The sequence below is a fragment of the Salinivibrio kushneri genome, assembly GCF_005280275.1.
GTDB lineage: Bacteria > Pseudomonadota > Gammaproteobacteria > Enterobacterales > Vibrionaceae > Salinivibrio > Salinivibrio kushneri.
On the sequence record NZ_CP040021.1, the window covers coordinates 648,143 to 662,973 of the forward strand.

Consider the following 14,831-nt stretch of genomic DNA (forward strand, 5'->3'; position numbering starts at 1 on the left):
CAAGGCCTAATGATTGTAGTGGGCTTGGCGAAAATGACTCCAAATCATTTGATACCGCCCATCCGCTTTGAGTCTTCGTAATGCTTTGTTAAAGCGCTCTGCCTGATCATAGTTTTGCTTTATTTGCCGACTAAATAAAATGTACAGTGGCGTAATTCTTATTGGTCGTGGATGATGGGCAAACTTTTGTTTTTGGTTGGGAGCCATCTCTTGGGCGATCACTCTTTTGAGTACGTCTATATTGCCTAACGCCAAGTCAATTTGCTGAGCGAGTAGCGCATCGATTTTTGATTTTTCATCAAGGAACGTTTGGATCTTAACGTCGATGCCTGATTTTTGCATTTCAGTCAGCCGCTTAACGTCAATAAAGCCTTTGGTCACACCAATGGCAAAGCCATCGAGATCTTGAGGAGACTGCCAATCGAACTCGCGTTCGGCGAGATAGAAAAAGCCAACGCTCTCGGTATAGATAGGATCCGAATAGATGAAGTCATTCGCACGCTCTTGTGTGTAAGCCCAGCCGATGGTGCCGTCCCATTCGCCGGTTTGAGCGAGATTCATCGACTGATGCCATGGGAAATAACCTAAGGATATCTCGATGTTTGCCTCTTGCGCGGCTTGCATCACGATCTCCGTTATCGGGCCGCCATCAGGCATAGTCTGGGTGATAAAGGGGGCATATTCACCCGATGTGAGGCGCAGTGTTTGAGCCTGTATGCTCACAGAAATGAAAAAAAGAGTGGTGAATAGACAGTACCATGCCCATCTCATAATGACGCTACACCGTTTTGCTTCCATGGCGTTGAGTGTAGTTCAATCAGATAAAAAAAGGGGTGCGACTCAGCGTTTACCGCTGAGTGCACACCACTATTCTCAATATTGAGACGCAGGCTGGGGGCGCTTAATTAGGCCTGTTCTTCTTCAGGGGCTGGCGCTGCCTGGTTTTGTTGGCTTTCCGCTTCGATAGGCAAAACGTGGCGAACATATTCACCCGGCGCCGCACAAAGAACCGGATAGGTCTCAGACCCTATTGAGTATGGTTCCACTTGCTCTTCCGGACTATAGCTACGTAACCATTTTTCCCAGTGGGTCCACCAAGAGCCAGTGTGATGTGACGCATTATCGAGCCACTCATCGGCACTATCAGGCAAGCTATCATTGGTCCAAAAACCGTATTTTTTCTTAACGGGATGGTTGACGATACCGGCAATATGCCCTGATTCGCCCAGTACAAAGGTTTTATTGCCGCCAACATTCAGTGCACCGCGATAGGTCCCTTGCCAAAGGGCGATATGATCTTCTTTGGTCGAGATGAAATAGCTCGGCACCTTGATCTTATTCAGATCAATCCAGACACCGCCGACTTTCACTCCCTTATCTTGCACCAGTTTGTTTTCAAGGTACAAATCGCGCAGGATAAAGTTGTGTGTCTTGGCGGCCACGTTGGTGCTATCACTGTTCCAATACAGCAAATCAAAGTCGACAGGACTGTTACCTTTGAGGTAATTCTCAATGTAATAGTTCCAGTACAAGCTGTTCTCGCGCAATAAGCTAAAGGTAACGCTGAGTGAACGGCCATCCATGTAGCCGCGTGCCGTATTTTGCGCTTCAATGGCTCGAATCAAGCTGTCATTGATGTAGGCACCAATTTCCCCTGGCTGCGAGAAGTCCAATAAGGTGGTGAAGAAACTCGCCGATTTAATCCGTGCTTTCATGCGCTTCGCCGCATAGTAAGCGATGGTACAGGCTAAGACGGTCCCACCAATACAGTAGCCAACGCCGTTAATCTGCGATTGACCGGTAATGTCTTCGATGGCACTGACTGCCTTGACGGTGCCTTGGGTCACGTAGTCTTCGAAGCCAATCTCTGCTTGTTCGGCAGAAGGGTTACGCCACGACATCAAGAATACCGTATGCCCTTGCTCAACCAACCAACGAATCAGTGAGTTTTTCTCGCGTAAGTCGAGAATATAGTACTTGTTAATGAACGGAGGCACGACCAAGATGGGGGTGGTATATACTTTTTCCGTTACCGGACGATATTGAATGAGTTCGAATAACTCGTTTTTATACACCACGTCGCCAGGTGTGTTGGCGACATCATCACCCACGCGAAACGCGTTATTATTGGTCATGCGCACTTTAAGAATATCCGCGCTAGACTCCATATCCTGCTTAAGCTGTTCCATGCCGCGCAGTAGATTTTCACCCTGAGACTCCAGCGTCATTTTGAGCAGTTCAGGGTTAGTCGCAATATAGTTACTCGGGGCCATGGCGTTAATCGCTTGGCGTGAGAAAAATGAGAGACGTTCACGGGTTTTGTCATCAAGGCCTTCAATGGCGTCGATGGTTTCCATATAGGTACGTCCAAACAGCAGATAAGACTGTTTGATAAAGTTATAAAGGACATCTTCCTGCCAAGCCTTATCCTTAAAACGTTTATCGTCACTGCCTTCGCTCACTACCTCTTCCGTGTTATCACGCGCGAGCATGGCGTTCTGCCAGATTTGCATTTGCTGTTCCCACCACTGCATTTGCACTTGTAGAAGTGCAGCGGGTTGTTGAGCCGCGCCTTCCAGCAACTGAGCAGTGTCTTGCAGGCTGACTTCCTGCATGGCTTGATTGAACGGTGTGTTTACGGCTGCCTTGCCCTGCTCAAGATCCTGCCACCATTGCTGGTTTTGTTCTTGCAGCCTGGCAAGGTAGTCCGAAAAGAAGTGATGAAACATAGTCTTGCCCTCTTGATCGGATAAGCACTACAAAGGCCTGCTGTCAGCGACAGCAGGCACTAGTGCAAAAACCCTGCCTTTATGCTGGGGTGCCGGCTTTCATATTTTCAGCCGTGAGTTTGTCGATATCTTCTTTAAACTCTTTGGCGATGTTTTGCAGCTTGGCGCTGTCATCCATCATTTGCTGAGACAGCTTGGTCAAAGCGGCAAGTTGCTGGCTGCTGAATGACGTCATGCTAGAGACATCCTTCACTTCGCTCGCTGCTTTCATCTGCTCTAGGCCGAGTTCGCTATAGGTGCGCATGGCATTCATTTGTAGCTCAGTCAGCGTCTCAACATTTTTGGCTACCAACTTGTTGAAATTAACGTAGGGAGCCAGGGCTTTTTCAGATTGCTCAGAAAACGCTTTAAACATATCTGTGTACATGGTGTATCTCCTGATAGTGTTGTGTATGGGTTGTTAACCCAAGGTCGCAAGTGTCCGTTTATGCTTGTGTACGCTTAACAATTAAAGCTGTACCCATGCCGCCGCCAATACACAAAGAAGCAACCCCGTGGGTTTCGCCTCTTCGCGCGAGCTCGTGTAGCAAGGTCACCACAATCCGATTACCTGATGCCCCGAGTGGGTGACCGAGTGCAATGGCACCACCGTTGACATTGGCACGCGCCAATATCGCATCAGGTGTTGTTTTATGGTGCGCCGCCAGTTGGTGTATGACCCCCAGCGCTTGTGCAGCAAATGCTTCGTTAAGCTCAAGTAAATCAATGTTGTCGAGGGTCAGGTTGGCTTTCTCCAACGCCGTATTGACCGCTCCCACAGGGCCTAAGCCCATAATGCTTGGATCGACACCGTGCTGAGCGTAGGCGGCAACTTCTGCAAGTGGGGTCAGCCCGTGTTCTTTCACTGCCGACTCAGACGCGAGGATCACCGCACTCGCGCCATCGTTGATGCCGGAAGCATTACCGGCCGTTACTGAGCCTTCTTTATCAAAGGCGGGGCGCAACTTGCTGAGGCCCTCTAGCGTGGCGTCTGCTTTTGGGTACTCATCGGTATCAAACGTCACGGTTTGCTTACGCTGCTTTATCTCAATCGGAGTGATTTCATCTTTAAATCGACCTGCTTCAATCGCTGAAACGGCTTTTTGTTGGCTGCTAAGCGCAAAGCTATCTTGTTGCTCACGGGTAATCCCGACTTCTTTGGCGACATTCTCCGCGGTCACTCCCATGTGATACTGGTTGTACACATCCGTGAGGCCGTCATTAATGAGCAAGTCTTTCATGGCGAAATTGCCCATTTTTTGCCCATCGCGGAGGTTGCCCGCTGCCGCAAACGGGATTTGTGACATGTTTTCAACCCCAGCCGCGACCACAACCTGCGCATCGCCAGCTCGGATGTGCGTCACGGCATCCATGATGCTTTTCATGCCGCTGCCACAGACCATATTGATTGAATAGGCGGGAACATGGGGCGGGATATCTGCGTAAATCGCAGCCTGACGACCGATCCCCATTCCTTGTCCTGCGCTGACCACGTTACCCACGATGACTTCATCAATGGCGGTTGGGGCAAGCGATGTTTCACTCAGCGCACCTTTAATGGCGTAAGCGGCGAGTTGCCCCGTTGGGACGTCTTTGAGTGTGCCTGAAAAGGCACCGATGGCGGTACGTTTTGCCGCCACGATAAAAATACGTTCCATCAATCTTTCCTTGATTTATTGCATGTAGAGGCCGCCGTTTACCGACAGCGTCTCACCCGTAATGTAAGCGCCTGCGTCGCTGGCAAGGTAAGCCACTGAGGCTGCAATTTCTTCTGGCTTAGCCAAGCGCTTCATCGGGATCTGGCTGGTGATTGACTCCAACACATCGTCGCGCATGGCGGTAACCATCGGTGTGGCGGTATAGCCTGGCGCCACAACATTGACAGTGACACCGGCCCGTGCCCCCTCTGCCGCGAGAGACTTACTAAAGCCCATCATACCGGCCTTGGCGGCGGCATAGTTGGCTTGACCAAACTGACCTTTTTGGCCATTGACCGATGAGATGTTGATGATGCGTCCTCCTCCTTTTTCGCACATGGCGGCGAATAAGGGCTGAGTGACGTTAAAGAGGCTGTTGAGGTTGGTATTGATGACATCATACCATTGTGAGGCATTCATTTTCTTGAACACACTGTCGCGGGTAATCCCCGCATTGTTTACCAGTACATCCACCGTGCCTTCTTCTTCTAAAAGCTTAGCAATCCGTGAGGCGCATTGTTCGGTGTCGGTGACATCAAGCTCAAATAGACGAACTTGGTCGTGGTTAAATTTCTTTTCGTCAAACCACTCTTGGGCGCACTCTGCTCCCCCTGTAAAGTGGGTCGCGATGACGCGATATCCGTCTTCTACCAATTTCTCGGTAATTGCCGATCCGATCCCACCTTTCGCGCCGGTTACTAATGCCAGTTTTTTCATTTATGACTCCATTCACTACAACAAGCAAACTAAACGAGATGCCTGAAGCCGCATCTGGAACCACTTCAAACCAGAATTACAGTCATCTTTTTCTCACAGCAGCAATAGTTGTGCCAAAAATCAACTTATCATTCTGCCGATATTGTTAGGCAGCCTAACGGATGGGTGTGACCCTTTTATGACTGCCTGCTTCTAAGCTAACGAATCTAGACAAATACGCAAAGTATAAAAACCTGATGTTCTGCATTCGAGATCTTGGTCAAACTAATAGGGAAACACTGCAATTAATTGTTAACAGTATGTTTATTTTGTGTTTTTTTTGTGGGTTTGTCATCGAGTTGCTCAGTGCTCGGCTAAGTCCATGAAATGGATTGCATTAGTGGTGTAACTTGCGGCTTTTTGGTTGGGAGTGCCTTGTTAAATAGTCATGGTGGTCAAAAAACAAACACTACTTGTGAGGTGAGTGGCGAGCGATCGCGGTGGCGACAGGCCACCACGTGTGCAAAGGGCTAACGAGTGATCTGATGAATGTATTCAATGATGGCGTGCAAGCCATTGGTGCGTGACTCACTTAAATGGTGCGCCAGTCCCGCTTGCTGGAAAACGCGGTCTATGTCGAGGGTGTGAATGGCATTACCGTGTTGGCCGTGAACACAGGCAAGCACGATCGCTAATAAACCTTTAACAATTCTGGCATTGGAGTCGGCGGCAAAGTAATGGGTGTCCCCCTCGGCCTGATGGAGAAACCAAACCGCACTCTCACAGCCGTGCACTTGGTTTGCTGTTTGTTTTTGCGCATCGGTAAAGGTGGGCAGCCGTTTTCCCCACAAAATTAATTGTCGGTATTTATCTTCCCAGCTGGTGTGTTGCGCGAGCATCTCGGTGACCGTCGTTTGGTTAAGCTCGGTGCCAAAAGGGTGATGGGGTAACGCCATTGTCTATCCTGCCTTATGATTAAATATCGAGTAGATCCAGGGTCTTATCTAATGCTGCAATAAACTGTGTGATGTCCTGGTATGTATTATAGGCCGCTAAAGAGACCCTGATGGTGCCATCGACACCAAGCGCCTTAATAAAAGGATGGGCACAATGATGGCCAGAGCGAACGGCAATACCTTGTTGGGCCAATAATTCAGCCACGTCTGCATGATGCTCGTCGCCAACGACAAAAGAGACCATGGAGCTGGTCGCCTGTGGCGCGATCAAACGAATGCGTGGCCGTGCGCGCAAAGCGTCTATGAGTTGTTGGTAACAGCTTGTTATATGTGCGTCTATTGCTTGGCTGTCTTGCTGCTTAAGCCAATCAATGGCAGCGGCAAGGCCGATTGCGCCTGCGGTGTTAGGCGTGCCTGCTTCAAAACGGGCGGGGATGGATGCGAGGGTATGATGGTCAAACGACACGTCTGTGATCATCTTCCCGCCCCCGTGGAAAGGCGAGAGCGCATTCAGCGCTTCTGGTTTTCCATACAAGACACCAATCCCTGTGGGCCCATAAAGTTTATGGCCAGAAAAAACATAGTAGTCAGTGTTCAGTGTTTGCATACAGACAGGTTCATGGACGATGCCCTGTGCGCCATCAATGATCACGGTTGCACCAAATTTGTGCGCAACTTGGGTCATTTCCTCGATAGGATGGCGGGTGCCGGTGACATTGCTAACATGACTGATCGCAACAATGCGTGTCCGTGCGGTTAAGCGTTGCTGATACACCTTCATGTCTATTGTCCCCGTGCGAGGGCAGCAGGGGATTTTTACCAGTTGAGCGCCAGTGCGTTGCGCCATCAATTGCCAAGGGATGAGGTTGGCATGGTGCTCCATTTCGCTGACGAGAATGTCATCTTGTGGGGTAAGCGAGTGGCTTAGGCCATAGGCGATCAGATTAATGGCTTCTGTCGCGCCGCGGGTCCAGACGATATTGTGTGGGTTGGCACCGATAAAATGTGCCACATCTCGCCGCGCTTGCTCAAACTGTTCGGTTGCGGAGAGGGACGCTTGATGCTGACCGCGGTGTACATTGGCCGTCGGCATCATGTAACTGCGACTGATCGCATCAATCACTGGCTGCGGCTTTTGGGCGGTAGCGGCACTGTCTAGATATACCCAGCCTGGCGTATTGAAAGCGGGAAACTGGGCGCGTAGGGAATGGGGATCAAAACCGTCGGTCATAGTCATCGTCCGAAATAAAATCCCGTCTATGATCGCTATCTCGTGGATGTAACTCAAGCCTGTTGTTGGCTCTCACCTTATTACAGACAAAAAAAAGCACTGAGCGAGGCTCAGTGCCAACAAATATGTAATGACAGACAATGTCAAAATACAGGAAGTTAAAAGTGGTAGATACGACTACCTGTCTAACCAGTGTTAGACAAATGCAAACACAACATCGCAACCACGGAAACAGTCTAAATAGAGAGACGTCACAAGTGGATGCGGGGAGCACTATAGGAGTTTGCTGGTATATCAGCAATCGACAATTTATAATGCCAATGATTAGAAAAATTAATGCATAGAGGTGTCAGCATATGGCGAGGCGTCTTCCTCCACTCAACGCGCTGCGTGTGTTTGAAGCAGCCGCACGACATTTGAGCTTTACACGAGCGGCAGAAGAGCTGTTTGTCACTCAAGCGGCCGTTAGTCATCAAATCAAGGCATTAGAAGAGTTTCTCGGTTTGAAGCTGTTTCGCCGGCGTAATCGTTCGTTACTATTGACCGAAGAAGGACAAGGGTATTTTCTTGATATAAAAGATATTTTCTCTGAGCTTTCCTATGCGACGGATAAAGTGCTGGAGCGCAGTGCCAAAGGGGCGCTGACGATTAGTTTGCCGCCCAGTTTTGCGATTCAGTGGCTAGTACCTCGATTAGCTGATTTTAATACCGCGCACCCTGATATTGATGTTCGGATAAAAGCGGTTGATTTGGAAGAAGGGTCTCTGACCGATGATGTCGATGTTGCCATTTACTATGGCCGAGGTCACTGGTCGGGATTACGCTGTGATCTTTTGTATCAAGAATGCTTGCTGCCTGTATGTTCGCCACTGCTACTGGAGTCTGGGCAGCCGCTAAAAACCCCAGATGATTTGGTTCATCATGTTTTATTGCATGACCGCTCGCGTAAAGAATGGAAAGCCTTTGCAAAAGCCCATCAACTCAGCGAGGTGAATGTTGAGCATGGGCCGATTTTTAGTCACTCATCCATGGTGTTGCAGGCGGCGGCACATGGGCAAGGGGTCGCACTAGGAAACAATGTGCTTTCTCAACCAGAGCTAGCATCTGGACGCTTGGTGCAGCCTTTCGAGCAAGTATTAAAAAGCGATAACGGTTTCTACTTGGTCAGCCAGCAGCGTGATGCGGACACTGGACGTATCACCGCGTTCCGAGAATGGATGTTGGCGACGGCAGCGAAAGAACAAGAGAACATGAATTTATGACAGGTTTAAATATTGACGGGCCAGAAACGGCAACAGACTGGGTGATTTTTGCCCATGGGGCGGGCGCTGGAAAGGATCACGCGTTCATGGCTGATATGGCCGCGCGGATAGGGAAACACTGCAAAGTGGTACGATTTAACTTTCCCTATATGGATAAACGCGAGCAAGAAGGTAAAAAGCGCCCGCCTGATCGCGCCCCAAAACTGCTTGCCCATTTTGAATCTGTGATTGAGCACGTGGATGGTTTGCGCCCTGCTGGGAGCCGATTATGGTTAGCCGGTAAGTCGATGGGTGGGCGTATGGCGAGTCATTTGACTGAGCATACCTCTGTCAGTGGGGTGATTTGTTTGGGCTTTCCATTCCATCCGCCAGGAAAGCCAGAAAAATATAAAGGGGAGCATTTGGCGACCGTTGAGCGTCCACTGCTGATTGTACAGGGCGCACGCGATACGTTTGGCCGTGAAGACGAAGTGATGCATTATCCGCTGTCTCCCTCGGTTCAAGTGATTATTGTCCCGGATGGCGATCATAGTTTTAAGCCTCGTAAAGCCTCAGGGTATACAGAGTCAGATAATCGCCAGTGGGCGGTGGATAGCCTATACCAGTTTATTAAACAACAAGGTGAGCAAGGATGAAATTACATCATTGGGTGAGTGTGGCGGCGATCGGCGCAGGGTTAGCGGTAGGGCTAGGCGCCTTTGCCGCGCATGGACTCAAAGCGGTGCTATTAGAATACCAGTTAGCCATTTTTAAAACGGGCGTTAACTACCAAATGTGGCACAGTCTTGCGTTATTGGGGATTTGCGGCGTCGCCTCCCAGCTTTCTTCTCGCTGTTTTGCCATTGTGGCTTGGGCCTGGCTTATCGGTGTGGTGGCGTTTAGTGGTAGCTTATACCTCCTGGCGCTGACATCTTGGTATTGGCTTGGGCCCATTACACCCATGGGCGGTGTGAGCTTTCTGATCGGCTGGGTAGGACTCGCAATAGGGGCTTGGCGTTCTTATCAGCGCTGAGTCTGTCTACATGAATAAAAGCCTCGCGGGCATTTCTTTCTGGTCTAGATGGCAGATATAATGCGCAGCTTATTTTTACCGCCACACAGCGTGGTGATATGTTCGAGCCAGAGGGTGTTATGAATCAGGTTCTGCTTTATTGTCGTGCGGGGTTTGAGAAAGACTGTGCCGCAGAGATCCAACAAAAAACCACCGACATGGGGGTATATGGGTTCCCGCGCGTGGTTAATCATAGTGCGTATGTCCTGTTTGAGTGTTATCAAGAGGGCGATGCCGAGCGTGTTGTGCGTGATCTCCCGCTAGACTCACTGATTTTTGCCCGGCAAATGATCGCTATCACCGCCTCCCTTTCTGAGCTTGACCCTGACGATCGTATCTCACCGATTTTGGCGGTGGGCGAGCACTTACCCAAAGGCGGCGACCTACGGGTGGAAACCCCAGATAATGACGAAGCGAAAGCCCTGTTGAAGTTTTGTCGTAAATTCACCGTGCCACTGCGCCAAGCCTTACGTAAAAAAGGGGTACTGCTTGCAAAAGATAACCCCAAAAAGCCGGTGATCCATGTGTGTTTTACCGCCCCAGGCACCTGCTTGATTGGCTACTCTCTGACAACCAATAACTCCCCGCATTATATGGGGTTGCCGCGAATGAAGTTTCCTGCTGATGCGCCGAGCCGCTCGACCTTAAAGTTGGAAGAGGCGTTTCATCACTTTATTCCCAAGCAAGAATGGGAGACGCGTTTAGCGCCTGGCATGTGGGCGGTCGACTTAGGGGCGAGCCCTGGAGGCTGGACCTATCAGTTGGTTAAACGCTCGATGTTTGTCCACGCGGTCGATAACGGCGCAATGGATGAGCAATTGATGGAAACCGGACAAGTCTTTCACCACGCTGAAGATGGATTTAAGTTCGAGCCGACGCGTAAGAATGTCACTTGGCTGGTATGCGATATGATTGAAAAGCCTTCTCGTGTAGCCCAATTGATGGGGGAGTGGCTGATTGAAGGGTGGGCGAAAGAGGCAATATTTAATTTGAAATTGCCGATGAGCCGCCGCTATGAGCAGGTGACGGAGAACCTCGACACCCTAGGCGCCTTTCTTGATGACTACAACGTGGCGTATGAAATGCGCGCGAAGCATCTGTACCATGATCGCGAGGAAATCACGGTGCATTTACGGCGGGTTAAACGCCAGCGTTAACCGAGAGTCACTAGGTGTGTGACGCACTGATTTACGAAGATTGGCTCTGGCTGACGGAGTCAAAACGGATATCTTGCAAGTTAAAGCCGAGTGGGATATCCGTTTTCAGTTGTGCGACCTGTTTACATTGTTGCGCCAATTCATAATGGCCAGTGAGTTTTTTCTGCCACTTTGGTGCGAGATCGTCCGCAGCAAAAATAGCATCGATATCAGCATAATCGCTCAGCAGGCTGGTGGCCGTTTTGGGGCCAATCCCGGGTACGCCACTGATCTCACTGCTGCTGATCCCCGCGAGCCCCCAAAAATCGCAAAGCTGGTCCGGACGAACGCCGAATTGCGCCTGGACGAAGGCGAGATCTAGCCAGCGCTGCTGAAAATAATCGCGGATCCTAATCATCGGTTGCAAAAGCTGACAGTAGCCTTTATCGGTCGACACTATGGTCACTTGTTGCTGATGTTCTGCCACCTTTAAAGCCAAAGTGGCAATCATGTCGTCAGCTTCATCGCCCTGAGAAAGCAACGAGTCAACGCCGTGCTGCCAAAATGCATCTTGAATCGCATCTAACCCATGTTCGAGCACCGTAGGCATCGGTTTACGGTGCTGTTTGTATGCCGGCAGGATCTCTGCGCGCCAGCCACGATCACTGCCCATATGATCAAAAACAGCAACAATATGGCTCGGTTGGCTATGATTGATGATTTTATTGAGGGTTTTGATGCAGGCATTCACCGTGGTGTCGATGGCATCGCTCTCAGGCTGAGCCGCGTGGACACGGCGAATGAGGTTCATTGCATCGATAATGACAACATGGAGGCTAGACATAATAAAAACCAGTAATAACGCGCAGCATGAGCCGCGCATTATACCTGTGTTGGTGGCATAACGCAGTGTGCGTCATGCAGGTTATTGATTGCTCGCCGGCTCAGTGCGCGTATTTGGGTTAGGAGACAATCTCGTAGCACGGCACATAGGCGGTACCTGGCAGCTTCATCCGTTGTTGGTCGACGAAGCTTTGTAATAGTTTGTCCATTTTTTCCATCAAATATTTGTCACCATCGATTTTAAACGGGCCATGTTGCTCGATATTGCGCATTCCCTCGTCTTTCACATTCCCCGCCACAATGCCCGAGAATGCTTGACGTAACGCGGAAGCGAGCAACTCTGGGCGCTGATCCATGTGCAAGTTAAGATTAGCCATATTGTCATGTGTTGGTGCGAAGGGATGTTGGAAATCCGGCTCGATTTTTAATGACCAATTGTATGAGTAGGCATCGCCAGTGGCCTTGCGATGCTCTTTGACCGCGGGCATGGCATTTTTCATCAATCGTGCGGCTTTAGCAGGATCGTCAATCACGATTTCATAATATTGGGTGGCTTCCTCGCCCAAGACATCACGAATAAACGCATCGATATCGCGAAAGTAATCTTCACTCTCTTTCGGGCCGGTTAACACGATAGGCAAAGGCTGTGAGCGGTTATCAGGATGCATCATGATGCCAAGAATATAAAGTAACTCTTCCGCTGTCCCTGCGCCGCCAGGGAAAATGACAATCCCATGCGCGATACGGACAAAGGCTTCTAGGCGCTTTTCAATATCGGGCATGATAACCAGTTCGTTAACCATGGGGTTCGGCGGCTCAGCAGCGATAATAGAGGGCTCGGTTAAGCCAATAAACCGGCTGTCATACGTGCGCTGCTTGGCATGGCCGATCGCAGCGCCTTTCATTGGCCCCTCCATCGCACCTGGACCACACCCCGTACAAATATCCAGTTCACGCAGGCCAAGCTCGTGACCCACTTCACGCGTGTATTGATATTCGATGTCGTTGATCGAATGCCCGCCCCAGCAAACCACTAAATTCGGATCGACCCGTGGACGGAGCGTTTTCGCATTACGCAAGATACCGAATATTAAGTTAGTGATATGCGGTGAGCTATCGAGGTTGAGGGCAGGACTATGCTCGAGCTGCACATTAACGTGAATAATGTCGCGGAGGACAGAGAACATATGCTCTTGAATGCCGCGAATGATCTTGCCGTCGACAAAGGCATGATCGGGTGGGTTAACCAGCTCGAGTTTGATCCCCCGCTCTCGGCGTAACACGCGAATTTCAAAGTTGGCGTGCTTTTCGAGAAGTGCTTTGGAGCTGTCTGTATGGCTGCCTGAATTTAAAACGGCCAATGAGCAGTTGCGGTATAAGCGGTACAGATCACTGCTGGCGCTGGCTTTTAAACGATCGACCTCGATTTGAGAAAGCAGATCCATCGTTCCAATCGGACTAATGTGTGTGATCATAGCGACAACCTCTTACACGCCGACATCCTGTTTAACGCAAGCAAGGCTGTCGAGCGGTGCTATAAAAATCAGTGTGTTAATTAAAAATACACACGCTAGCCATAATTGACCAGTAAAAATTAACACCAGATGATTTGGTTGCGACCACTGTTTTTCGCTTGATAGAGCGCTTGGTCAGCACGCTCTAGCACCGGTGTGGGGGTATCTTCACCTTGGAAGAGGGTGGCACCAATTGAGACGCTAATTGACACGCGCTCGTTTTTAAACTTCAGCGGGAGTTTACGAATGGTATGGCTAATATTAGCCAAAATATCAGTGCGCGTTTCATCGTCGGCATCAGGTAACAAAATCACAAACTCTTCGCCACCAAAGCGGGCAATAAAGTCGGTGTCGCGTAAGCATTGGTAGATGGTGCGCGCGATAATTTTTAAAGCTTTATCACCGACTTCGTAGCCAAATTGCTGATTCACTTGTTTAAAGTGGTCAAGATCAACGACGGCAAGGCAAAACTCACGCTGGTACTTTTTCCATAATCGGTACTCATGTTCCAAACGATCGTTTAGGGCGGCACGGTTGTAGACACGGGTAAGTGGATCTAACAGACGTTTGCGCTCCTGATCACCGATCCGACGGTGTTGATCGAGGGTTTGCTCTGCTAAGGCGCTAAGCTGGTTTTGATTGTGTGCTAATTGCTCTTCCAAGGATTGCTCGCGATTTTTGAGCGCTTTATTTTCTTGCGCGATCACTTGCAGCTCTGCAAGCGCTTGGGTTAATGCGGCTTCTGGGTTGGCTTTTGCCGCGCCTTTCCGTTTGAGTTCGTGTTCAATATCGGTAATGGTGCGATCGAGTCGCTGATCGACACTTTGGTGTGCCAGTCGCAGCTGGCTGGCATGATCATGCGCACGGGTATTTTGTTGGCTTATTGATACGAGGTCATCATTGACTTGACTGAGAAATTGCTGCGAAGCGCGCCGCTCAGATTGGGTGGCTTCCAGAATCAGTTTGAGCGCCGCTAACGTTAAAGACACCACGGTAGCCGGTGATATATCGGTCTGCAGTTCACGGCGGATTTCAAGCAACTTGTCGCCTGCTTGACCGTCGATATCGAGTTCTGTAATCAGATTTTGTAGTTCGTCAGCGACGCGACGTATTTGATCGTTGTCGATGTCTGGTATTTGCTGAGTACGGGGCCTGGCAACTTGCAAGGTCACGGCGCGTTCGTAAAGTTGAAGTAACTTAATGAGGTGCTGTGTGCGTTCGGTATCACCGTTCGCCGGTTGCGCCAATAGATCTCGCAAGTCGCGTTTCAATTGAACGGGGAGACCTGTCACTCGCTGTAGTGTTTCACCACTGGTGTGAAATTGCTCATCGAGGTGTGACTGTGCTTTTGCTTGTGTCATGTTTTGATGACCCACCATGCGTTCAATAACGGCTAAACGCGGGAGCAACGCGCTAACATCCTGCGTTGAATACAATACATCACGGAACTCGGCCAGCTTTTGGTCGACCAAGTTATTTTTACCCGAGCACGTAGCGATAAAGCGCGACACCAGCCGTTTAAGGCTATGGATCTCCCGACGCGACCTGAGCGCCAGCTCCCGATACGCTGAGGGCGACGCATTATTACCCGCCTGAGCGGTCTGGGCCGACAACGGTGATGGGGTGGACTTAGTCATTTTATCGAGGAAATACCTGATTATGTTCGCGTTTTGGCGC

14 protein-coding genes are annotated in these 14,831 nt (G+C 50.0%); 4 read left to right on the forward strand and 10 right to left on the reverse strand.

What is annotated here, in order from left to right:
• Positions 1–6 precede the first annotated feature (6 nt).
• The 7 genes from FCN78_RS03115 to FCN78_RS03145 form a co-directional block, all read right to left on the reverse strand.
• On the reverse strand, positions 7–798 hold the full coding sequence (locus FCN78_RS03115; protein ID WP_077522784.1) for a substrate-binding periplasmic protein: 792 nt from the start codon (positions 796–798) through the stop codon (positions 7–9).
• Between the two features lie 107 nt (positions 799–905).
• Complete coding sequence (gene phaC, locus FCN78_RS03120; protein WP_077522782.1) at positions 906–2,729, reverse strand: class I poly(R)-hydroxyalkanoic acid synthase; 1,824 nt, start codon at positions 2,727–2,729, stop codon at positions 906–908.
• Positions 2,730–2,808: 79 nt separating this feature from the next.
• Positions 2,809–3,156 (reverse strand): phasin family protein, encoded by a 348-nt coding sequence (locus FCN78_RS03125; RefSeq protein ID WP_046074153.1) that lies wholly within the window; start codon positions 3,154–3,156, stop codon positions 2,809–2,811.
• A 58-nt stretch (positions 3,157–3,214) separates the two neighbouring features.
• A complete protein-coding gene (locus FCN78_RS03130; protein ID WP_069363516.1) occupies positions 3,215–4,426 on the reverse strand; it encodes an acetyl-CoA C-acetyltransferase in 1,212 nt (403 codons plus the stop codon).
• Between the two features lie 15 nt (positions 4,427–4,441).
• Positions 4,442–5,182 (reverse strand): SDR family oxidoreductase, encoded by a 741-nt coding sequence (locus FCN78_RS03135; RefSeq protein ID WP_077659554.1) that lies wholly within the window; start codon positions 5,180–5,182, stop codon positions 4,442–4,444.
• Positions 5,183–5,691: 509 nt separating this feature from the next.
• Positions 5,692–6,117, reverse strand: a complete 426-nt coding sequence (csdE, locus tag FCN78_RS03140; RefSeq protein WP_069363518.1) for a cysteine desulfurase sulfur acceptor subunit CsdE — start codon at positions 6,115–6,117, stop codon at positions 5,692–5,694.
• Positions 6,118–6,136: 19 nt separating this feature from the next.
• Positions 6,137–7,348: an aminotransferase class V-fold PLP-dependent enzyme gene (locus FCN78_RS03145; protein WP_077659555.1), complete on the reverse strand. Its 1,212-nt coding sequence runs from the start codon at positions 7,346–7,348 to the stop codon at positions 6,137–6,139.
• A 356-nt stretch (positions 7,349–7,704) separates the two neighbouring features.
• On the opposite strand from FCN78_RS03145, the gene FCN78_RS03150 reads away from it, so the two are divergent.
• The 4 genes from FCN78_RS03150 (at position 7,705) to rlmM (ending at position 10,818) form a co-directional block, all read left to right on the forward strand.
• Positions 7,705–8,610 (forward strand): transcriptional regulator GcvA, encoded by a 906-nt coding sequence (locus FCN78_RS03150; RefSeq protein ID WP_069363520.1) that lies wholly within the window; start codon positions 7,705–7,707, stop codon positions 8,608–8,610.
• The gene (locus FCN78_RS03155; protein ID WP_077659556.1) at positions 8,607–9,245 is read left to right on the forward strand and encodes an alpha/beta family hydrolase; all 639 of its coding nucleotides are present in this window, start codon (positions 8,607–8,609) and stop codon (positions 9,243–9,245) included. The genes FCN78_RS03150 and FCN78_RS03155 overlap by 4 nt, the downstream gene beginning before the upstream one ends.
• Positions 9,242–9,622, forward strand: a complete 381-nt coding sequence (locus FCN78_RS03160) for a DUF423 domain-containing protein (RefSeq protein WP_077659557.1) — start codon at positions 9,242–9,244, stop codon at positions 9,620–9,622. Before FCN78_RS03155 ends, FCN78_RS03160 begins: the two co-directional genes overlap by 4 nt.
• Before the next feature lie 119 nt (positions 9,623–9,741).
• Entirely contained in the window at positions 9,742–10,818 is a 1,077-nt protein-coding gene (gene rlmM / locus FCN78_RS03165) for a 23S rRNA (cytidine(2498)-2'-O)-methyltransferase RlmM (RefSeq protein WP_077458489.1), read from the forward strand.
• A 31-nt stretch (positions 10,819–10,849) separates the two neighbouring features.
• Here rlmM and xni read toward each other — a convergent pair whose 3' ends face one another.
• The 3 genes from xni to FCN78_RS03180 form a co-directional block, all read right to left on the reverse strand.
• Positions 10,850–11,641: a flap endonuclease Xni gene (gene xni, locus FCN78_RS03170; RefSeq protein ID WP_106407195.1), complete on the reverse strand. Its 792-nt coding sequence runs from the start codon at positions 11,639–11,641 to the stop codon at positions 10,850–10,852.
• 118 nt (positions 11,642–11,759) lie between these two features.
• Positions 11,760–13,115, reverse strand: a complete 1,356-nt coding sequence (gene ppnN / locus FCN78_RS03175; protein ID WP_069363524.1) for a nucleotide 5'-monophosphate nucleosidase PpnN — start codon at positions 13,113–13,115, stop codon at positions 11,760–11,762.
• A gap of 119 nt (positions 13,116–13,234) precedes the next feature.
• The gene (locus FCN78_RS03180; RefSeq protein ID WP_077659559.1) at positions 13,235–14,791 is read right to left on the reverse strand and encodes a GGDEF domain-containing protein; all 1,557 of its coding nucleotides are present in this window, start codon (positions 14,789–14,791) and stop codon (positions 13,235–13,237) included.
• Positions 14,792–14,831 lie beyond the last annotated feature (40 nt).

Excerpts from the sequence above, each read along its gene's own strand:
- FCN78_RS03150 (WP_069363520.1), top strand. The coding sequence starts at position 7,705 with ATGGCGAGGCGTCTTCCTCCACTCAACGCGCTGCGTGTGTTTGAAGCA.
- xni (WP_106407195.1), bottom strand. The coding sequence starts at position 11,641 with ATGTCTAGCCTCCATGTTGTCATTATCGATGCAATGAACCTCATTCGC.
- ppnN (WP_069363524.1), bottom strand. The coding sequence starts at position 13,115 with ATGATCACACACATTAGTCCGATTGGAACGATGGATCTGCTTTCTCAA.
- FCN78_RS03155 (WP_077659556.1), top strand. The coding sequence starts at position 8,607 with ATGACAGGTTTAAATATTGACGGGCCAGAAACGGCAACAGACTGGGTG.
- FCN78_RS03135 (WP_077659554.1), bottom strand. The coding sequence starts at position 5,182 with ATGAAAAAACTGGCATTAGTAACCGGCGCGAAAGGTGGGATCGGATCG.
- FCN78_RS03125 (WP_046074153.1), bottom strand. The coding sequence starts at position 3,156 with ATGTACACAGATATGTTTAAAGCGTTTTCTGAGCAATCTGAAAAAGCC.
- phaC (WP_077522782.1), bottom strand. The coding sequence starts at position 2,729 with ATGTTTCATCACTTCTTTTCGGACTACCTTGCCAGGCTGCAAGAACAA.
- FCN78_RS03145 (WP_077659555.1), bottom strand. The coding sequence starts at position 7,348 with ATGACCGACGGTTTTGATCCCCATTCCCTACGCGCCCAGTTTCCCGCT.
- FCN78_RS03130 (WP_069363516.1), bottom strand. The coding sequence starts at position 4,426 with ATGGAACGTATTTTTATCGTGGCGGCAAAACGTACCGCCATCGGTGCC.
- FCN78_RS03180 (WP_077659559.1), bottom strand. The coding sequence starts at position 14,791 with ATGACTAAGTCCACCCCATCACCGTTGTCGGCCCAGACCGCTCAGGCG.
- FCN78_RS03160 (WP_077659557.1), top strand. The coding sequence starts at position 9,242 with ATGAAATTACATCATTGGGTGAGTGTGGCGGCGATCGGCGCAGGGTTA.
- rlmM (WP_077458489.1), top strand. The coding sequence starts at position 9,742 with ATGAATCAGGTTCTGCTTTATTGTCGTGCGGGGTTTGAGAAAGACTGT.
- csdE (WP_069363518.1), bottom strand. The coding sequence starts at position 6,117 with ATGGCGTTACCCCATCACCCTTTTGGCACCGAGCTTAACCAAACGACG.
- FCN78_RS03115 (WP_077522784.1), bottom strand. The coding sequence starts at position 798 with ATGGAAGCAAAACGGTGTAGCGTCATTATGAGATGGGCATGGTACTGT.